This is a genomic window from Citrobacter amalonaticus, assembly GCF_037053465.1.
GTDB lineage: Bacteria > Pseudomonadota > Gammaproteobacteria > Enterobacterales > Enterobacteriaceae > Citrobacter_A > Citrobacter_A amalonaticus_H.
On record NZ_JBALIF010000001.1, the window covers coordinates 35,101 to 54,349 of the forward strand.

General features: G+C 52.5%; 17 protein-coding genes. 10 read left to right on the forward strand and 7 right to left on the reverse strand.

From position 1 onward, the window contains the following. Nucleotides 1-12: 12 nt before the first annotated feature. On the forward strand, nt 13-1,458 hold the full coding sequence (gene tldD, locus WB371_RS00165; RefSeq protein ID WP_336218135.1) for a metalloprotease TldD: 1,446 nt from the start codon (nt 13-15) through the stop codon (nt 1,456-1,458). A 48-nt stretch (nt 1,459-1,506) separates the two neighbouring features. Here tldD and WB371_RS00170 read toward each other — a convergent pair whose 3' ends face one another. Beyond that, the gene (locus WB371_RS00170) at nt 1,507-2,319 is read right to left on the reverse strand and encodes a helix-turn-helix domain-containing protein (protein WP_336218136.1); all 813 of its coding nucleotides are present in this window, start codon (nt 2,317-2,319) and stop codon (nt 1,507-1,509) included. Between the two features lie 245 nt (nt 2,320-2,564). Between WB371_RS00170 and WB371_RS00175 the strand changes: the two genes are divergently transcribed. Further along, nucleotides 2,565-3,968, forward strand: a complete 1,404-nt coding sequence (locus WB371_RS00175; RefSeq protein ID WP_336218137.1) for an MFS transporter — start codon at nt 2,565-2,567, stop codon at nt 3,966-3,968. Between the two features lie 9 nt (nt 3,969-3,977). Beyond that, a complete protein-coding gene (locus tag WB371_RS00180) occupies nt 3,978-5,939 on the forward strand; it encodes a glycoside hydrolase family 127 protein (protein WP_420704021.1) in 1,962 nt (653 codons plus the stop codon). A gap of 77 nt (nt 5,940-6,016) precedes the next feature. Here the strand turns inward: WB371_RS00180 and aaeR are convergent, their stop codons facing one another. Next, nucleotides 6,017-6,946 carry an HTH-type transcriptional activator AaeR gene (aaeR, locus tag WB371_RS00185; RefSeq protein ID WP_336218138.1) on the reverse strand — a complete coding sequence of 310 codons (930 nt, stop codon included), beginning with the start codon at nt 6,944-6,946 and terminating at the stop codon, nt 6,017-6,019. 183 nt (nt 6,947-7,129) lie between these two features. On the opposite strand from aaeR, the gene aaeX reads away from it, so the two are divergent. From aaeX to WB371_RS00210, 5 genes are all read left to right on the forward strand, one after another. Next, nucleotides 7,130-7,333, forward strand: a complete 204-nt coding sequence (gene aaeX, locus WB371_RS00190) for a p-hydroxybenzoic acid efflux pump operon protein AaeX (RefSeq protein WP_000051841.1) — start codon at nt 7,130-7,132, stop codon at nt 7,331-7,333. Nucleotides 7,334-7,340: 7 nt separating this feature from the next. Beyond that, a complete protein-coding gene (gene aaeA / locus WB371_RS00195) occupies nt 7,341-8,273 on the forward strand; it encodes a p-hydroxybenzoic acid efflux pump subunit AaeA (RefSeq protein WP_336218139.1) in 933 nt (310 codons plus the stop codon). 5 nt (nt 8,274-8,278) lie between these two features. Further along, the gene (gene aaeB, locus WB371_RS00200) at nt 8,279-10,246 is read left to right on the forward strand and encodes a p-hydroxybenzoic acid efflux pump subunit AaeB (protein WP_336218140.1); all 1,968 of its coding nucleotides are present in this window, start codon (nt 8,279-8,281) and stop codon (nt 10,244-10,246) included. A 90-nt stretch (nt 10,247-10,336) separates the two neighbouring features. Then, the gene (locus WB371_RS00205; protein WP_336218141.1) at nt 10,337-11,785 is read left to right on the forward strand and encodes an NAD-dependent succinate-semialdehyde dehydrogenase; all 1,449 of its coding nucleotides are present in this window, start codon (nt 10,337-10,339) and stop codon (nt 11,783-11,785) included. A gap of 29 nt (nt 11,786-11,814) precedes the next feature. Then, entirely contained in the window at nt 11,815-12,087 is a 273-nt protein-coding gene (locus WB371_RS00210) for a barstar family protein (RefSeq protein WP_336218142.1), read from the forward strand. Nucleotides 12,088-12,153: 66 nt separating this feature from the next. On the opposite strand, the gene yhcN is transcribed toward WB371_RS00210, so the two are convergent. Next, entirely contained in the window at nt 12,154-12,417 is a 264-nt protein-coding gene (gene yhcN, locus WB371_RS00215) for a peroxide/acid stress response protein YhcN (RefSeq protein ID WP_336218143.1), read from the reverse strand. Between the two features lie 368 nt (nt 12,418-12,785). Then, on the reverse strand, nt 12,786-13,256 hold the full coding sequence (gene argR, locus WB371_RS00220; protein ID WP_336218144.1) for a transcriptional regulator ArgR: 471 nt from the start codon (nt 13,254-13,256) through the stop codon (nt 12,786-12,788). A gap of 415 nt (nt 13,257-13,671) precedes the next feature. On the opposite strand from argR, the gene mdh reads away from it, so the two are divergent. Next, nucleotides 13,672-14,610, forward strand: coding sequence for a malate dehydrogenase (mdh, locus tag WB371_RS00225; protein WP_152406182.1), 939 nt, complete (start codon nt 13,672-13,674; stop codon nt 14,608-14,610). A gap of 106 nt (nt 14,611-14,716) precedes the next feature. On the opposite strand, the gene degS is transcribed toward mdh, so the two are convergent. The 3 genes from degS to zapG all read right to left on the reverse strand — a co-directional run bounded on the left by degS (nt 14,717) and on the right by zapG (nt 17,809). Then, on the reverse strand, nt 14,717-15,784 hold the full coding sequence (degS, locus tag WB371_RS00230) for an outer membrane-stress sensor serine endopeptidase DegS (protein WP_336218145.1): 1,068 nt from the start codon (nt 15,782-15,784) through the stop codon (nt 14,717-14,719). Between the two features lie 90 nt (nt 15,785-15,874). Next, the gene (gene degQ / locus WB371_RS00235) at nt 15,875-17,242 is read right to left on the reverse strand and encodes a serine endoprotease DegQ (protein WP_336218146.1); all 1,368 of its coding nucleotides are present in this window, start codon (nt 17,240-17,242) and stop codon (nt 15,875-15,877) included. 168 nt (nt 17,243-17,410) lie between these two features. After that, the gene (gene zapG, locus WB371_RS00240; protein WP_336218147.1) at nt 17,411-17,809 is read right to left on the reverse strand and encodes a Z-ring associated protein ZapG; all 399 of its coding nucleotides are present in this window, start codon (nt 17,807-17,809) and stop codon (nt 17,411-17,413) included. A gap of 191 nt (nt 17,810-18,000) precedes the next feature. Between zapG and zapE the strand changes: the two genes are divergently transcribed. Next, a complete protein-coding gene (zapE, locus tag WB371_RS00245; RefSeq protein WP_336218148.1) occupies nt 18,001-19,125 on the forward strand; it encodes a cell division protein ZapE in 1,125 nt (374 codons plus the stop codon). Nucleotides 19,126-19,249 lie beyond the last annotated feature (124 nt).

Genomic DNA, 19,249 nt, shown 5'->3' on the forward strand with positions numbered 1-19,249 from the left:
GTAGCAATAACGATGAGTCTGAACCTGGTAAGTGAACAATTGCTGGCGGCAAACGGCCTGAAACATCAGGATCTGTTTGCCATTCTGGGCCAACTGGCCGAACGTCGTCTTGATTACGGCGATCTCTATTTTCAGTCGAGCTATCACGAATCCTGGGTTTTAGAAGACCGCATTATTAAAGATGGTTCTTACAATATCGATCAGGGCGTTGGCGTTCGTGCCATCAGTGGTGAAAAAACCGGTTTTGCCTACGCCGACCAAATAAGCCTGCTGGCGCTGGAACAGAGTGCGCACGCGGCGCGGACTATTGTGCGTGACAGCGGCGACGGAAAAGTGAAAACCCTCGGTGCGGTAGAGTACCCTGCGTTGTATACCTCCGTTGATCCGCTACAAAGCATGAGTCGTGAAGAGAAACTCGACATCCTGCGTCGCGTCGATAAAGTTGCCCGCGAAGCGGACAAACGAGTGCAGGAAGTCTCAGCCAGTCTGACCGGGGTGTATGAATTAATTCTTGTGGCCGCGACGGATGGGACGCTGGCTGCCGATGTTCGCCCCCTGGTGCGTCTGTCGGTTAGCGTGCAGGTGGAAGAAGACGGTAAACGCGAGCGCGGCGCCAGCGGCGGCGGCGGTCGTTTTGGTTACGATTATTTCCTCGCCGATCTGGATGGCGATGTCCGCGCCGACGCGTGGGCGAAAGAGGCGGTGCGCATGGCGCTGGTGAATCTTTCCGCCGTTGCAGCGCCTGCCGGAACGCTCCCTGTGGTGCTAGGCGCTGGCTGGCCTGGCGTTCTTCTGCATGAAGCGGTAGGACATGGTCTGGAAGGCGACTTCAACCGTCGCGGCACCTCAGTGTTCAGCGGTCATATGGGTGAGCTGGTGGCCTCAGAATTGTGTACTGTCGTGGATGACGGGACGATGGTAGATCGCCGGGGTTCTGTCGCGATTGACGATGAAGGGACGCCGGGTCAGTACAATGTGCTTATCGAAAACGGCATTCTCAAAGGGTACATGCAGGACAAACTCAATGCCCGTCTGATGGGCGTTGCGCCGACCGGAAACGGTCGTCGCGAGTCTTACGCGCACCTGCCAATGCCGCGCATGACCAACACCTATATGTTGCCGGGTAAATCCACGCCGCAGGAGATTATTGAGTCCGTCGAGTACGGGATCTATGCGCCAAACTTTGGCGGTGGTCAGGTGGATATCACTTCCGGTAAGTTTGTGTTCTCAACCTCAGAAGCCTATCTGATTGAAAACGGCAAAGTGACGAAACCGGTAAAAGGCGCCACGCTGATTGGCTCGGGTATCGAAGCGATGCAGCAGATTTCGATGGTGGGTAACGATCTGAAACTCGATAACGGCGTCGGCGTTTGCGGCAAAGAAGGTCAAAGCCTGCCGGTTGGCGTCGGTCAGCCGACGCTGAAGGTCGATAATTTAACCGTCGGCGGCACTGCTTAATCGCCTGTTGCCGGATAGGGGGGACGCCTTATCCGGCCATCTCTTGTTTCAGTCTGAATTGATATGTTCCTTACAATACCGTCGTTTCCACGCAGCTGGCGTCAGGCCAGTATGCTTGCGAAAAATCTGCCGAAAATATCCGACGTCATTAAACCCGCACTTTTCCGACACTTCGCTTAATGCCAGAGAATCGCTAATCAAAAGTTTCTCGGCGGCACTGACGCGCTGGCGATGAATGGCTTCAGTCATTGTCATATGAAATACCCGTCGGTAGACTCGCCCCAGATAATCAGCGTTGCAGTGCAATTCCCGGGCAAGCTGCGAGGTCGAGATTGGCAGGTGGTACTGCGTGCGAATATGTTTGCGCGCCTTATAGGCCAGCGCCACGCCAGCACTATCACCATGGGATTCACTCCCCACGGCAGAGGCGATTTGTTGCAAAATCAGCAGCAGAATAAACTCCAGTGCTGGACCATGACGCCTGTTTTCCTGTTCACTTAAAAACTGACGAAACAGTGATACAACATACTGTGAGCTGCTGACGCTGATATGTTGCGGTAGTGATAACAGCAGAGTCGGATTTGTTGTCGCTGGCAGCACGTCGAAATGCACCCAATAAAATGTGAGATCCGGTGGGAAATCCCCTATCCCGACGTGACGACGCTGAGGCCATAGCAACAAGCTTTCTCCGGCCCTAACCTCAAACAGGACATCGTTCTCTCTGATCGTCAGCGTTCCCTGTTGTACAAAAATCAATTCCCAGGATTCCAGCCTACGTGCTGGATGGCTTCCTACCCCTCGCGAGATAAACAAACCGCCGTTTTGTACCCTAATCGGAAGCGCTATGGATAAATCGAGCATGAATATGTAATTTCTCGCGTTTATTCAGGAAGGAATAACCTTTCTATATGATTAATAATAATTATTTTGTATTTACCGATCGGCTTCACAATTTTGCCAGCAGGTCGGAATCGTCATCTTTTTATACCTGTTTATCGCCTTGTTGGCACGGTAATTCCGGGCAAAATGACATCTGAATTTTCTTATTAAAACCGGGATCCTGCGAATTTATCGGGATAAATCTGCTTCAGGCGAGGAACCTTTTTATGACCTCTACACCACTGACGGAAACGGATATTGCCGGAACTCATCCCGACGAAAAATTGTCGGTACGCGAAAAGATCGGCTACGGGCTGGGCGATGCAGGTGGCACGGTGATCACCTGCCTGATCATGAACTTTTTGACCTTTTTCTACACTGACGTCTTCGGATTGACGCCCGCGCTGGTTGGCACCTTGTTTTTAGTACTGCGCGTGTTTGATGCTATTTCCGATCCGATTATGGGCGTGCTCGCTGACCGAACTCGCAGCCGCTGGGGGCGTTTTCGCCCGTGGCAACTGTGGGTCGCCGTACCCATCGGCGTTATCGGCGTGCTGACCTTTACCGTTCCGGACGCATCAATGGGGATCAAAATCGCCTGGGCCTTTGGCACGTATTTGTTGCTTTCAGTGAGCTATACCGCGATTAACGTTCCTTACTGTGCGCTGATCAATACTATGACCATACGTCACACCGAAGTGATTTCCTGCCAGTCCTGGCGCTTTGTACTGTGCGGCGTGGCGGGTTTTTTGGTCTCAGTCGGGCTGCCGTGGCTGGTGGAGATGCTCGGCCATGGCAACACCGCGCAAGGTTACCAGCTTGGCGTCGGCGTACTGTGCGCCGTCGCGGTGGTAATGTTCCTGTGCTGCTTCTTCTGGGTACGTGAGCGGGTGTCGCTCAACATGATGGGGCACTTTTCCCTGCGCGAACATCTGGTGGGTCTGGGCAAAAACGACCAGTTATTGCTGATGCTGTTGATGTCATTTCTGCTAATCAATGTGTTCAATATTCGCGGTGGTGGTTATATGTACTTCATCACCTACGTTTTGCAGGGCAGCACTGCTTACACCTCGCTTTTTTTCACCATGGTGACGTTCGCTTCCATTATCGGTTCAGTGATAATTAACCTGCTGTCGCGCCGCGTTGATACGGTCAAACTCTACTACTACACCAACCTGGTGTTAGCTTTACTTGCAGTCATTATGTGGTTTCTGCCCGCCGGCCCTGACTGGCAGACGTTATGGCTGATCGCGATCCTTGGTAACGGCATTATTCTTGGCTTTACCTTACCGCTGCACTTTTCACTGATGGCTTTTGCCGATGATTATGGCGAGTGGAAAACCGGCGTGCGTTCCTCCGGTATGAACTTTGCCTTCAACTTGTTTTTTATCAAGCTGGCATGGGCTTCCAGCGCTGGAATTATCAGCCTGGTATTTATTGCCGTTGCCTACAAAGCTGGGGCGGAAAACCAGACGCCTGCTTCATTGCAGGGGATTTTCTCAATGGAAAGCCTGCTGCCTGCGTTGTTCCACCTGCTGCTGGCGCTGTCCATTCGAGTCTGTAAACTCAATAACCCGATGATGGCGCGTATTTCCGATGATTTACGCCAGCGTCACGCCCGGATCCTGTAGGAGCAGAAAATGAAACCTGAAATCATGGAAGTGGATCTCCACCAGCTTAAGGTCAGCGATCCGTTTTTCGGGCAGTACCAGCAACTGGTGCGCGATGTGGTCATCCCTTATCAGTGGGATGCGCTTAACGATCGTATTCCTGAAGCGGAACCCAGCCATGCGATTGAAAACTTCCGTATTGCCGCCGGGCGGCAGCAAGGGGAATTTTACGGCATGGTGTTCCAGGACAGTGATGTGGCGAAATGGCTGGAGGCTGTGGCGTGGTCGCTGTGCCAGAAGCCTGATGCGGAACTTGAGAAAACGGCCGACGAGGTGATTGAGCTGATTGCCGCCGCCCAGTGCGAAGACGGATATCTGAATACGTATTTTTCCGTCAAAGAGCCGGATAAGCGCTGGAGCAATCTCGCCGAATGCCACGAGCTGTATTGCGCCGGACACATGATTGAAGCGGGTGTCGCCTTCTTTCAGGCGACCGGTAAGCGCAGCCTGTTGAACGTGGTGTGTCGTTTTGCCGACTACATCGACAGTGTCTTCGGCAAAGAAGCGCACAAGCTGCACGGCTATCCCGGTCACCCGGAGGTGGAGCTGGCGCTAATGCGGCTTTATGAGGTAACGCTGGAGCCGCGCTATTTGAATCTGTCGCGCTATTTTGTCGAAGAGCGAGGCACACTGCCGCACTATTACGATATCGAGTTTAAAAAACGTGGCGGCACTTCGCACTGGCTGATTTATGGCGCGGGCTGGATGACACACGACAAGGATTACAGCCAGGCGCATTTGCCTTTATCAGAGCAACAGACGGCCATCGGTCACGCGGTGCGTTTTGTCTATCTGATGACCGGCGTGGCACATCTGGCGCGCTTGAGCCAGGATGAAGAAAAACGTCAGACCTGCCTGCGTCTGTGGAAAAACATGGCGCAGCGCCAGTTGTACATCACCGGTGGTATTGGTTCGCAGGCGCGTGGTGAAGCGTTCAGTTGTGACTACGATCTGCCAAATGACACGGTATATGCCGAAAGCTGCGCCTCCATTGGCCTGATGATGTTCGCACGCCGGATGCTGGAAATGGAAGCCGACAGCCAGTATGCCGACGTAATGGAGCGCGCGCTCTACAACACCGTGCTGGGCGGCATGGCGCTGGACGGTAAGCATTTCTTCTATGTGAATCCGCTGGAAGTGCAGCCAAAGGTACTTAAATTCAACCATATTTACGATCATATTAAACCCGTTCGTCAGCGCTGGTTCGGCTGCGCCTGCTGTCCGCCGAATATTGCGCGTACGCTTACCTCTATTGGCCACTATATTTATACGCCGCGCCCGGAAGCGCTTTACATAAACCTGTATATCGGCAACAGCGTAACGGTTCCGGTCAATGGCGGAGAGCTGGGCCTGAGGATTAGCGGTAATTTCCCCTGGCAGGAACAGGTGGAGATAGTCATTGAATCGTCACTGCCGGTAGCGCACACACTGGCACTGCGGCTGCCGGACTGGTGCGACAAACCGCAGGTGTTGCTCAACGGCTCACCGGCCAAGGGTGAGGTACATAAAGGCTATCTGCATATCTGTCGCGAGTGGCTGACGGGCGATACCCTCACGCTAACGCTGCCGATGCCGGTTCGGCGCGTTTACGGCAACCCGCAGGTGCGCCATACGGCGGGCAAAGTCGCGCTACAGCGCGGGCCGCTGGTGTACTGCCTGGAAGAGGCTGATAACGGTGCGTTGCTGCATAATCTGAGTCTGCCGAAGGGCAGCGTATTGACTACCATCGAAGGAAAAGGCGTTTTCGCCCACAAAGTCTTGATTCAGGCGCAGGGATACCGGCAAAGCCCGGTACAGCAGGATGAACAGTTGCTGTGGCACTACGATACCGCACCGGGTACGCGTCAGCATCAAATGCTGACATTTATCCCTTGGTTTAGTTGGGCCAACCGCGGCGAAGGGGAGATGCGGATTTGGGTGGATGAGACGTAGTCTGACGACTGGCGTGTTTCTGGCGGATAATGGCCTGTTTGGCCGTTATCCGCTATTGTCTCACCTGAATAAGGTGTCTATTTCTCTTTTCCCCGCCCGTACATTCCCTGAAATAAGTGTGCGACGTCGACGAAATAGTCGGTCAGATAGTTAATCACGACCTGAACCTTCAACGGCAGTTTGTCTTTTTCGGTGTACAGCGCATAAACGGGGCGCGGATCGGACTGGTAGCGCGGCAGCAAAATCTCAAGTTCACCGCGGTTGATCTCATTGATTACCCACATCAGCGGTACGTAGGCGACACCCGCCCCTGCGGTCAGCCAGCGGCTGAGAGTCATGGGATCGTTGGTTACGAACCGTCCCTGCGGGATGAGGCGTGTGGAAAGCCCTTCAGGAGCGATCAATTCAAATTCATTATCCGGGCGCACGCTGTATTCCAGCCAGGAGTGGTTAGTGAGATCGGCGGGTTTTTCCGGCATACCATATTGGGCGAGATAGCTTTTCGCCGCACACACCACCATCGGCATTGCACCCAGGCGGCGGGAAAAGAGGCTGGAATCTTGCAGAGCACCCACGCGGATGACCACATCCAGACCATCGGCAATCAGGTCAGGCGCCGGGATCCCTGTGACCAGATTGACCGTCAGACCAGGATGTTCCCTGAGCATTTTTGCCGTGATCCCGGCAAGGACATTTTGCGCCATGGTTGAAGAGCAGCCGATGCGCAACGTACCGATAGGGGTGTTGTTAAAGGCATAGAGCTGCTCGTGAACATCCTGCACTTCATGCAGCATTCGACGACAACCCTGATAGTAGATTTTACCGGCTTCAGTGAGTCCAATGCTGCGCGTACTGCGGTTCAGCAATTTTACCTGTAGTTCATTTTCCAGTTTCGCGACCGTCTGACTGATGGACGAAACACTCATCTGGAGTTGTCTGGCTGCCGCGGTGAAGGAACCAAATTCCACCACTTTCGCAAACACCGACATGCGCTTTAGTCGTTCCATTATTCACTCTGGCTTAAAAGTGATTTAGATCACATATTATAGATAACAGCATAACAGTTACGGTAATATATTATTATTCAAATAAAGGCTGTGTCGTTCTCGCCTGGCTTTTCTGGCCCTTCTCCGCGTCGACATTGGCTGAAAACTGTATCGCCTGCACTCTCTAAAACAATCAAGGTCAACATGAGTCTGTTTCCCGTTATCGTGGTGTTTGGTCTCTCCTTCCCACCGATATTTTTCGAGTTGCTTTTGTCACTGGCGATTTTCTGGCTGGTGCGCCGGGTGCTTGTGCCTACGGGCATCTATGATTTTGTATGGCATCCGGCCCTGTTTAATACTGCGCTGTATTGCTGTCTCTTTTACTTGATATCGCGCTTGTTTGTTTGAGGTTGAAGTGAAAACGCTAACAAGAAAACTTTCCCGTACAGCCATTACTCTGGTGCTGGTCATCCTGGCATTCATCGCAATTTTCCGCGCTTGGGTCTATTACACCGAATCACCGTGGACGCGAGACGCTCGCTTTAGCGCAGATGTCGTCGCCATCGCGCCTGATGTCGCCGGGCTTATCACCCATGTTAACGTCCACGATAACGATCTGGTGAAAAAAGATCAGGTGCTGTTCACCATTGACCAGCCGCGCTACCAAAAGGCGCTGGAAGAGGCGGAAGCTGACGTCGCGTATTATCAGGTGTTGGCGCAAGAAAAACGTCAGGAAGCTGGTCGCCGAAACCGCCTCGGCGTCCAGGCCATGTCCCGTGAAGAGATTGACCAGGCCAACAACGTTCTGCAAACCGTATTACATCAGCTTGCAAAAGCGCAGGCGACCCGCGATCTCGCAAAGTTAGATCTGGAACGCACGGTCATTCGCGCGCCTGCCGATGGCTGGGTAACTAACCTGAATGTCTATACCGGTGAGTTTATCACTCGCGGTTCTACCGCCGTGGCGCTGGTGAAACAGAACACCTTCTATGTGCTGGCCTACATGGAGGAGACCAAGCTGGAAGGGGTACGCCCGGGATACCGTGCAGAAATTACGCCGCTGGGAAGCAACAAGGTTTTAAAAGGAAGAGTCGATAGCATTGCCGCCGGGGTCACCAACGCCAGCAGTTCGCGTGATGACAAAGGGATGGCAACGATCGATTCGAATCTGGAATGGGTGCGTCTCGCGCAGCGCGTTCCGGTACGTATTCAGCTTGACGAGCAGCAGGAAAACCTGTGGCCTGCCGGTACAACCGCCACTGTCGTGATTACGGGGACGCGGGATCGTGACGAAAACAACGATTCGTTCTTCCGTAAAATGGCGCACCGTCTGCGCGAATTTGGTTAATCGCGATGGGCATCTTTTCGATTGCCAACCAGCATATCCGCTTTGCGATAAAACTGGCCTGCGCGATTGTCCTCGCGCTGTTTATTGGCTTCCACTTCCAGCTTGAAACACCCCGATGGGCGGTGCTGACGGCGGCGCTTGTCGCAGCGGGACCGGCGTTTGCTGCGGGAGGCGAGCCCTACTCAGGTGCGATTCGCTATCGTGGGATGCTGCGAATCGTCGGTACGTTTATTGGCTGTATTGCGGCGCTGGCGATCATTATTTTGATGATCCGCGCGCCGTTGCTGATGATTCTGGCGTGCTGTATCTGGGCTGGATTTTGTACCTGGGTCTCCTCATTGGTCCGCGTCGAGAATTCTTATGCCTGGGGTTTATCAGGGTATACCGCGTTAATTATCATCATTACGGTTCAGACAAACCCCCTGCTGACACCGCAGTTTGCCGTGGAACGTTGTAGTGAAATTGTCATTGGTATTGTCTGCGCCATCCTGGCGGATCTGCTCTTTTCCCCGCGATCGATCAAACAGGAGGTCGATCGAGAGCTGGATAGTCTGCTGGTGGCGCAGTACCAACTGATGCAACTGTGCGTTAAGCATGGCGATGGTGAAGAAGTGGATCGCGCGTGGGGCGATCTGGTGCGTCGGGCAACAGCGCTGGAAGATATGCGCAGTAACCTGAATATGGAATCCTCCCGTTGGGCGCGGGCGAATCGCCGTCTGAAGGCGCTCAATACGCTGTCGCTGACCATGATTACGCAGTCTTGTGAAACTTATCTGATTCAGAATACGCGCCCGGAACACATCACGGATACCTTTCGTGAATTCTTCGCCATGCCGGTTGAAACGGCGCAGGATGTGCATAAACAACTTAAGCGGTTGCGTCGGGTGATCGCCTGGACCGGCGAGCGCGAAACGCCCGTCACGTTATATACCTGGGTCGGAGCAACAACGCGCTATCTGCTGCTTAAGCGCGGCGTGATCGGCAATACCAAAATCAGCGCCGCTGAAGAGGAGGTATTGCAGGGCGAGCCGGTAGTGAAAGTCGAATCTGCTGAACGGCATCACGCGATGGTTAACTTCTGGCGTACTACGATCGCCTGCTCGCTGGGTGCGCTATTCTGGTTGTGGACTGGCTGGACTTCCGGTAACGGTGCAATGATCATGATTGCGGTCGTGACTTCACTGGCGATGCGTCTGCCCAACCCGCGTATGGTGGCGATCGACTTTATTTACGGCGCGTTTGCCGCGCTACCGCTGGGGGCGCTCTATTTTCTGGTGATCATTCCTAATACTCAGCAAAGCATGTTATTGCTTTGCCTGAGTCTCGCGGTATTGGCGTTCTTTGTCGGAATTGAAGTGCAGAAGCGACGACTGGGATCGATGGGCGCGCTTGCCAGTACCATTAACATTATTGTGCTGGATAACCCGATGACCTTTCACTTCAGTCAGTTTCTTGACAGTGCCTTAGGGCAGATTGTCGGTTGTGTGATGGCCTTTTTGGTTATCGTCATTGTCCGTGATAATTCTCGCGACCGGACTGGCCGCGTGTTGCTCAACCAGTTTGTTTCCGCCGCCGTATCGGCGATGACCACCAACGTGGTGCGACGCAAAGAGAACCATCTGCCCGCGCTCTATCAACAACTGTTTCTGTTAATGAACAAATTTCCGGGCGATCTGCCGAAGTTCCGTCTGGCACTAACGATGATTATCGCGCATCAGCGCTTAAGGGATGCCCCCATTCCGGTCAACGATGATCTCTCCACATTTCATCGCCAGTTGCGCCGTACGGCCGATCACGTTATTTCTGCCAAGAGTGATGACAAGCGCCGACGTTACTTTGGTCAGTTGCTGGACGAGCTGGATGTCTATCAGGAAAAGCTGCAGCTCTGGGAGGCAACGACACAGGTGACTGAACCGGTGAAACGGTTGACCAGTATGTTGCACAAATACCAGCATGCGCTAACTGACAGCTAACCTTCAGAAACCGATGCCAAAAGCGTCGGTTTTTTTATGGCTATACTTATTTGATGTGCGCAATTCATGACATCAGAAGGAAAATACACGATGCAAACGCTTCAGGATAACGAACTTTTTCAGACGGGATATCTGGTTGATGGGCTTTGGAAACCGCTTGATACCACGTTTGATGTACTTAACCCCGCCACGGGTGACGTCATTGCTAAAGTGGCGAAGGCGGGGAAAGAGCAGACCGAAGAGGCCATTGCGGCTGCCAGCAGAGCGTTTCCTGCCTGGCGGGCGAAAACAGCCAAAGAGCGCTCGGCGATTTTGTATCGCTGGTATGAATTGATCCTCGAAAACAAAAGTTGGCTGGGACGGTTGATGACTGTTGAACAAGGGAAACCACTGAAAGAAGCTGAAGGTGAGGTGGAATACGCCGCCAGCTTTATTCAATGGTTTGCTGAACAGGCAAAACGCGCTAACGGTGAAATCATTCCGCCAGTCAAACCAGGGTCTCGCATTCTCGCCACCCGCGAGCCGATTGGCGTTGTCGCCGCGATCACGCCGTGGAATTTCCCGATGGCGATGCTGACGCGTAAGCTTGGGCCAGCGCTCGCCGCCGGCTGCACCGGGGTGATTAAGCCCGCCAATAACACACCGCTGAGCGCATTTGCGCTTCTGACGCTGGCAAAGAAAGCCGGTGTACCCGATGGTGTGCTTAACGCCGTGGCAGGTCATACGTCGGAAATCAGCGATGCCATCATGGCAAGCCATGAGGTGCGCAAAATTTCGTTCACCGGTTCAACGGCGGTCGGCAAAACGCTGGTGCGTAATGCCGCTGACACCATGAAAAAGGTGTCGATGGAACTGGGGGGGAATGCGCCCTATATCGTCTTTGACGATGCCGATATTGATGCTGCGGTAAGAGGGGCCGTCGCCAATAAGTTTCGTAACGCCGGACAGGTTTGCGTCAGCGTAAACCGTTTTTATATCCAGGAGAGCGTCTACGATGAATTCACCCGCAAACTGGCCGATGCGGTACAGGCGCTGAAAGTAGGCAATGGTCTTGATGACGGCGTGGTCGTGGGGCCGTTGATTGAATCCTCTGCGGTCGAGAAAGTGCGTGAGCACGTTGAAGATGCCGTGGCGAAAGGGGCAAAAGTGTTGGCTGGCGGGAAAGCACATGCGCTCGGCGGCAACTTCTGGCAACCCACGGTGCTCGGTGAATGCAGCGATGGCATGAAACTGGCGAGTGAAGAAACGTTCGGTCCGGTTGCGGCCTGCTTCCGCTTTACCAGCGAAGAAGAGGTGATACAGCGGGCGAATAACACGCCGTTTGGCCTGGCAGCCTACTTTTATACGCAAAATTTGCAGCGGGTATTTCGCGTCTCTCAGGCCATTGAAAGCGGCATGATCGGCATAAATGAATGTGCGGTTTCCACTGAGCTGGGACCCTTTGGTGGGGTAAAAGAGTCTGGTCTGGGACGAGAAGGGTCAGTGCTGGGATTAGACGAATTTCTGGAAGTGAAAACCCTGCACATTGGCGGTCTGTAGTTTGGTCGATGTCGGGAAGGTGGCGTTAGATGAAGATCTATACATTTGATTTTGATGAAATTGAGGAACTGAACGACTTTTATCGCGAGTTTGCGCGGATGTTTGGTTTGCCGCAAAACGGTGTGAGTGACCTCGATTCGCTGTGGGATATCATCATGAGCGAGGCGCTGCCATTGCCGCTGGAGATCGCATTTATCCATCTCCCCGACAAACTACGTCGACGCTATGGTGCGCTGATTCTGCTGTTTGATGAGGCGGAAGAAGAGCTGGAAGGTCAGTTACGTTTTAACGTCCGCCACTGAAAGATAAAAAAAGCCCCCGACAGTCGGGGAGTCGGGGGCAAGGTCGTCGGACTAGACGACGAGGGTTTATTTGTATAATTCGGCAGTGGCATGCCAGTTATCACCACTACGTGCTTCGGTGATTTGATACGCTGAAGCACCTTTCTCTTCGGCTTTTTTGTTCAGCATTTCATGCATATCCATCGGGTTTGAGCCGATTGCACTGACAGAGACAGAGCCAATTACTTCGCGATTTTGTGCTTGTTCAGCGTTGATAGAATCTGCGGCAAATGCACCGAAAGAGAGAACAGAGAGAACGCTGAAAGCGGCAATAGTTGATTTGATTTTCATGATAAGTACCTCGTCGAATTTATTATTGGGGGTCTTCGTTTCGTGACCCTCATCACAAAATCAAGTATACACTAATCACGCAGTAAATTAATACCACGCTAACTGTTTTTCTGATGCATAAGTAATAGACAGAGCGGTTTTTATGTGAATATGGAATTAAAAAGCGGCGTGTTTTGATTTATTTTCAATAAAATCATAGTGATATGAATTTTTGCGATTTGTGCGGTTTTAGGTTTCCACATTCACTATGTAAAAGGATTTGAGCAGATAAACGCACTATTTGTTAAAAGATAGAGCGGATCATTGACGGTGTGTACGGAAAAAGACAGGTTTTTACCCCGCCATGTTGGAGGGCGGGGAGGAGAGAATTAGAGTTCCTGTTCGAACAGTTCCAGAATAGCTTCGTAGAGGTCTTTCACCGAAAAGCCATTGGCTGGCGTGGTAAAGATGGTGTCGTCGCCAGCGATGGTACCGAGGATGCCTTCCGCTTTGCCCAGAGAGTCGAGCAGACGGGCAATCAGTTGCGCCGCACCGGGGCTTGTGTGAATCACGACTACTGCATCGTTAAAATCGATATCAAGGACGAGGTTTTTCAGCGGGCTGGACGTCGTGGGTACGCCCAGTTCAGCCGGGAGACAGTACACCATCTCCATTTTTGCGTTGCGTGTGCGAACGGCACCGAACTTGGTCAGCATGCGTGAGACTTTGGACTGATTGATGTTATCAAAGCCCTGCTCCTGCAAAGCGAGGACAATTTCGCCCTGAGAGCTGAATTTTTCTTCTTTAAGCAGCGCCTTGAACGCTTTTACTAATTCTTCTTGCTTAGCTGAGCTTCGCATAAGTCACCCGTAGTATGAGAGCGGAAACAACATTATTATGCATACAGATGAATTTTTATGCAAATAATCTGCCATATTGAAGGCTGAAATAATGTTATGAAAGAGCGGAATTTTATCAAATTTCGTTATCAAGGAACATGCCTGTGTCACGGCTCGCAAATAAGCTTAAAAGTAAATTAATTGTTATCAAATTGATGTTGTTTTGGGCTGGTAGTAGAGTATATTGTCCCCACCTGTTGGAAAGTTGCTCTTTAGCGCTGACCCCTTCGGATTACGTAAATTAAATGCATAAAAGCTAAATTCGCGTGACTACACAGAAATGAATACGGGTGATTGTATTCATCTGAATTGTGGATTAAGGTCGCCGCCGCGGAGCAACAAACGCTTAGTTTATCAATATAATAAGGAGTTTAGGATGAAAGTCGCAGTCCTCGGCGCTGCTGGTGGTATCGGTCAGGCGCTTGCACTACTGTTAAAAACCCAACTGCCTTCAGGTTCAGAACTCTCCCTGTACGACATCGCTCCAGTGACTCCCGGTGTAGCCGTAGATCTGAGTCATATCCCAACTGCTGTAAAAATCAAAGGTTTCTCCGGCGAAGACGCAACCCCGGCACTGCACGGTGCTGACGTGGTACTGATTTCCGCAGGGGTGGCGCGTAAGCCGGGTATGGACCGTTCCGATCTGTTTAACGTCAATGCGGGCATCGTCAAAAATCTGGTTCAGCAGATCGCGACCACCTGTCCGAAAGCCTGCATCGGTATCATTACCAACCCGGTAAACACCACCGTGGCGATCGCAGCAGAAGTGCTGAAAAAAGCCGGCGTTTACGACAAAAATAAACTGTTTGGCGTAACGACGCTGGACATCATCCGCTCCAACACCTTTGTAGCGGAACTGAAAGGTAAGTTGCCGACCGAAGTTGAAGTTCCGGTTATCGGCGGACACTCTGGCGTGACCATTCTGCCGTTGCTGTCACAAATCCCTGGCGTAAGCTTCACTGAGCAAGAAGTGGCTGACCTGACCAAACGTATTCAGAACGCAGGTACTGAAGTGGTTGAAGCGAAGGCCGGTGGCGGATCCGCAACCCTGTCCATGGGTCAGGCGGCTGCACGTTTCGGTCTTTCTCTGGTTCGTGCGCTGCAGGGCGAAAAAGGTGTGGTGGAATGTGCTTACGTTGAGGGTGACGGTCAGTACGCTCGCTTCTTCTCTCAGCCGTTGCTGCTGGGTAAAAACGGCGTGGAAGAGCGTCAGTCTATCGGCAAACTGAGCGCATTTGAGCAAAACGCGCTGGAAGGCATGCTGGACACCCTGAAGAAAGATATTCAGCTGGGCGAAGAGTTTGTTAACAAGTAAGTGCCGATTGCCGGATGGCGGTGTAAACACCTTATCCGGCCTACAAACTACAAACCCATCGGCACGTATAAAAAACCGGATGATTTCCGGTTTTTTTATGTCCGCTTTAATTGGTTGCCGGGTATTCCTGAATGGTGACCTGTAGCGTTAGTTGCTTATCATCACGCATGACAATCACAGGAATGACCGATCCTGGCCGAATCTCCGCCACCTGATCCATGGTTTCCAGAGCGGAAACCGCAGGCTTACCGTTCACGGAAATAATCAGGTCATTAACCTGAATTCCGGCTTGCGCCGCCGGACCATCTGGCGCCACTTCGTTCACGACAATCCCCTGGATTTGATCCATACCGCCGCTTTGAGCGTGCAGTGGAGCGATTTCCCGACCGCCTATCCCAATGTAGCCACGAATGACGCGCCCATCGCGGATCAGCTTATCCATAATCTTGGTTGCCAATTGGAACGGGATAGCAAAACCAATCCCTTCCGGCGTCTCGCCATCGTTGCTTTTATCAAACGATAACGTGTTAATCCCCATTAGCTCGCCCAGCGAGTTTACCAGCGCGCCGCCGGAGTTACCGTGGTTGATAGAGGCGTCAGTTTGCAGGAAGTTCTGCCGACCGGTTGGGTTCAGGCCGATACGCCCGGTGGCGCTGATAATCCCCTGGGTGATGGTCTGGCCAAGGTTGTAAGGGTTACCGATGGCCAACACCACATCACCGATATGCGGCGAACGTTTGGCGTTAATCGGAATGGTCGGCAGGCCACCAGCGGCGTTGATTTTTAGCACCGCCAGATCGGTCAGCGTATCAGAACCCACCAGCAACGCTTCAAATACGCGTCCATCCTGCAGGGCGACAATAATCTGATCGGCATCGTTGATCACATGCTTATTGGTAATGATGTAGCCGCGTTGATCCATAATCACGCCGGAACCCAGAGTACGAATTTCCAGTTGATTATGTGCAGTGCTGTTCATACTGCGGTTATAAACGTTGACCACCGCAGGAGCCGCGCGACGAACCGCCGAGTTATAGCTGGCTGGCGTCTCGTCGGTACTGTCATATTGCGGTGCAGAAAGCGTATTGATTTTGCGTAGCGAAGGCATGGCGGCCAGAAGAATAGCGCCGACAATCAAACCTATTGCGACCGAACGTAAAAGCTTCACAAACATGATGGAGGCGTCATTAATAAAGGGAACGACAGCAGCATACCATGAGTTACCCGGACATCACACGCGAGGCTGATGTCCGGTTTTCGGGATTTAGCGCAGGAGCAAATAAATGCTCTCATTCCCGCGCATCACCTGTAGTGCGATGATGGACGGCTTGGCTTCCAGCACCTTGCGCATTTCGGCAATGGAGTTCACGCGATCGCGGTTGACCCCGATGATCACATCATCTTTCTGCAAGCCAGCCTGGGCGGCAGGACTGCTTTTTTCCACGCTATCAATTTTGATGCCTTTGCTGCCGTCTTTGAGCTGACCGTCACTTAGCGTCGCGCCCTGCAACGCCGGGGCGATCATTTCTGCGCTGGCAGACGAAGAAGTGCTGGTATCAAGCGTCACTTCCACCTCCTGCGGTTTGCCGTTACGCAGCAGGCCAAGTTTCACTTTGGTTCCAGGCTCGGTAGTGGCGATACGGGAGCGCAGTTCGGCAAAACTGTTGAGCGGTTTACCGTTGAGGCTGGTGATCACATCGCCTGATTTAATACCCGCTTTCGCCGAGCCGGAGTTCGGCAGCACTTCACTGACAAAAGCACCACGCTGGACGTCGAGCTTAAAAGCTTTGGCGATATCGGCGGTCATTTCGGTCCCTTTGATGCCCAACAGACCGCGTTTGATCTCGCCAAACTGGATCAGTTGCTGCGCCAGTATGCGGGCCATATTACTCGGGATTGCAAAACCGATGCCGACGCTGCCGCCGCCAGGCGCAAGGATGGCGGTATTAATACCGATCAGTTCGCCGTTGAGATTCAGTAGCGCGCCGCCGGAGTTGCCGCGGTTGATTGAAGCGTCTGTCTGAATAAAGTTTTCCAGACCTTCGAGATTCAGGCCGCTGCGCCCCAGTGCCGAGACGATACCGGATGTGGCGGTTTGCCCCAGTCCAAACGGATTACCGACCGCGACGGCAAAATCTCCCACACGTAGCTTATCTGAGTCGGCGATGGCGATTTGCGTCAGCTTGCTGGCGTTTTGAATTTGCAACAGGGCGATGTCGCTTTGATCGTCGCTACCAATCAGTTTGGCTTCGAATTCACGACCGTCATTCAGCAGAACGCTAATCTTTTGTGCCTGGTTAATCACGTGATTGTTGGTCAGCACATAACCTTTGGTTGCATCGATAATGACCCCGGAACCCAGCCCTTCAAAAGGCTGCGACTGCTGATCCGGCAGTTCGTCACCAAAGAATTTTTTAAATTCCTCCGGGACTTTCTGGCTCTGGGTTGCGGTCCCTTCAACCTTCACGCTCACCACCGCAGGCAACACTTTTTCGAGCATCGGGGCGAGGCTGGGAAGCGCGGGCTGACCGGGAACCTGGCCTGGAATCGACGCCATGGCTGGAAACGGTGCCGAGAGAGTTAACCCGACACTTAACGCTAATGCACTCAACAGCTGGGTTTGTTTTTTCATTGATCCTGCTCTCGTACCTTGAGTGAAAGGAAAGACGATTCAAAACAATCTGATGTTATTGAATTTTCAGCCTGTGAACAATGCGGATAATGATTAAATGATAGTCGGGACGGGAGAGAAGAGACGGGCGCAATCGCTGCGCCCGGAAAAAATCTTTATGATGTGCGGTTAGTCGCGCTTTGCGCCACCACGCAGCAGGCCGGATGCGCCTTCGGAATAGTCACGTGGCATCTGTACGGGAGCCTGGTCGTTACTGGCTTCCGACTCCGCCAGACGGTTACGGAACGGGTTGGATTCCGCAGACATTTCCGGCAGCAGGCTGCTGGAGCTTTTTGCCATGTGCTGATAAAGCTGGCGGTAATCGTGCGCCATGGTATCCAGCAGCTCAGCGCTACGGGCAAAGTGGCTGACAAGTTCTTCGCGATACTCTTCCAGCTCTGCTTTATTCTTTTCCAGTTCGTACTGCAACGCCTGTTGCTGACGTAACTTGCGGTTACCAAAACGCATGGCTACAGCACCGATGATGATGCCGACGACTAACCCAATTAGCGCATATTCCCAGGTCATGAACATCTCCCGTTGTATTTGTTTCCGTAGGGTGTTGGCTTTAGGCTTCATGCCTGCGCCCGATACTGCCACTATAACCGCTAAACCCGCAGAAGTGGAATCCCGTCTTTATATCGCGTAGTGTAGAACGGCCTTTTTTTCGTCAACCGTGAACGGCGGCACATCGATTTTCAAGGAATAACAATAACATCATGCAGAGCTTTTCCCCTACATCGCGTTACCAGAAAGCTATTAGCGACGGTACTCATCAACCCGACGACGTACAAAAAGAGGCGGTAACTCGTCTCCAGGCGATTTATCAGGCCCTCACCGCAGAAAAACCACCGACAGATCAGCCGAAAGGGTTAATGGCCCGTGTTGGCAAACTGCTGGGGAAAAAAGAGGAGGCAGGGCGTGCTCCGGTGCGCGGCTTATATATGTGGGGGGGTGTCGGGCGTGGCAAAACCTGGCTGATGGACTTGTTCTACCACAGTCTGCCGGGCGAACGTAAACAGCGCCTGCACTTTCATCGCTTTATGCTACGCGTACATGAAGAGTTAACTGCCCTGCAAGGACAAACCGATCCGCTCGAAACCCTGGCCGACCGCTTTAAAGCGGAGACGGATGTGTTGTGTTTTGATGAGTTTTTTGTATCGGATATTACTGACGCGATGCTGCTTGGCGGTTTGATGAAAGCGCTGTTTGCCCGGGGGATTACGCTGGTGGCGACGTCGAATATCCCTCCTGATGAGCTGTACCGTAATGGTCTGCAGCGTGCGCGTTTTCTTCCTGCTATTGATGCGATTAAACAGCATTGCGACATCATGAACGTCGACGCGGGCGTGGATTACCGTCTGCGCACGTTGACTCAGGCGCACCTGTGGCTCTCGCCGCTAAATAATGAAACGCAACAGCAAATGGATAACCTTTGGCTGGCGCTGGCGGGTGAAAAACGCCAGACAGGGCCCGTTCTTGAGATCAACCACCGGCCATTACCGACGCTCGGCGTGGCGAATCAGACGTTGGCCGTTTCCTTTCATACGCTGTGTGTCGATGCCCGCAGCCAGCATGACTATATTGCGCTATCACGCCTCTACCATACGGTAATGCTGTTTGATGTACCGGTGATGACGCCGCTGATGGAAAGTGAAGCGCGCCGTTTTATCGCTCTGGTGGATGAGTTTTATGAGCGGCACGTTAAGCTGGTGATCAGCGCGGCTGTACCTTTATATGAGGTGTATCAGGGGGAGCGGTTGAAGTTTGAAGTCCAGCGCTGTCTGTCACGTCTGCAAGAAATGCAGAGCGAAGAGTATCTGAAGCAGAAACACATGCCCTGACTGCGGGCAATAAACTGTTGGGCAAATCACATTTAGGGGTCGATCTTTGACCCCGACTTCTCTATAATCTTGCGACCCCACGTTACAAGAAAGTTTTTTCCCAAAACTTTTTGTGTGCTGGCAT

Coding starts and splice junctions, on each gene's coding strand:
- tldD (WP_336218135.1), top strand. CDS start 13: ATGAGTCTGAACCTGGTAAGTGAACAATTGCTGGCGGCAAACGGCCTG.
- WB371_RS00170 (WP_336218136.1), bottom strand. CDS start 2,319: ATGCTCGATTTATCCATAGCGCTTCCGATTAGGGTACAAAACGGCGGT.
- WB371_RS00175 (WP_336218137.1), top strand. CDS start 2,565: ATGACCTCTACACCACTGACGGAAACGGATATTGCCGGAACTCATCCC.
- WB371_RS00180 (WP_420704021.1), top strand. CDS start 3,978: ATGAAACCTGAAATCATGGAAGTGGATCTCCACCAGCTTAAGGTCAGC.
- aaeR (WP_336218138.1), bottom strand. CDS start 6,946: ATGGAACGACTAAAGCGCATGTCGGTGTTTGCGAAAGTGGTGGAATTT.
- aaeX (WP_000051841.1), top strand. CDS start 7,130: ATGAGTCTGTTTCCCGTTATCGTGGTGTTTGGTCTCTCCTTCCCACCG.
- aaeB (WP_336218140.1), top strand. CDS start 8,279: ATGGGCATCTTTTCGATTGCCAACCAGCATATCCGCTTTGCGATAAAA.
- WB371_RS00205 (WP_336218141.1), top strand. CDS start 10,337: ATGCAAACGCTTCAGGATAACGAACTTTTTCAGACGGGATATCTGGTT.
- WB371_RS00210 (WP_336218142.1), top strand. CDS start 11,815: ATGAAGATCTATACATTTGATTTTGATGAAATTGAGGAACTGAACGAC.
- yhcN (WP_336218143.1), bottom strand. CDS start 12,417: ATGAAAATCAAATCAACTATTGCCGCTTTCAGCGTTCTCTCTGTTCTC.
- argR (WP_336218144.1), bottom strand. CDS start 13,256: ATGCGAAGCTCAGCTAAGCAAGAAGAATTAGTAAAAGCGTTCAAGGCG.
- mdh (WP_152406182.1), top strand. CDS start 13,672: ATGAAAGTCGCAGTCCTCGGCGCTGCTGGTGGTATCGGTCAGGCGCTT.
- degS (WP_336218145.1), bottom strand. CDS start 15,784: ATGTTTGTGAAGCTTTTACGTTCGGTCGCAATAGGTTTGATTGTCGGC.
- degQ (WP_336218146.1), bottom strand. CDS start 17,242: ATGAAAAAACAAACCCAGCTGTTGAGTGCATTAGCGTTAAGTGTCGGG.
- zapG (WP_336218147.1), bottom strand. CDS start 17,809: ATGACCTGGGAATATGCGCTAATTGGGTTAGTCGTCGGCATCATCATC.
- zapE (WP_336218148.1), top strand. CDS start 18,001: ATGCAGAGCTTTTCCCCTACATCGCGTTACCAGAAAGCTATTAGCGAC.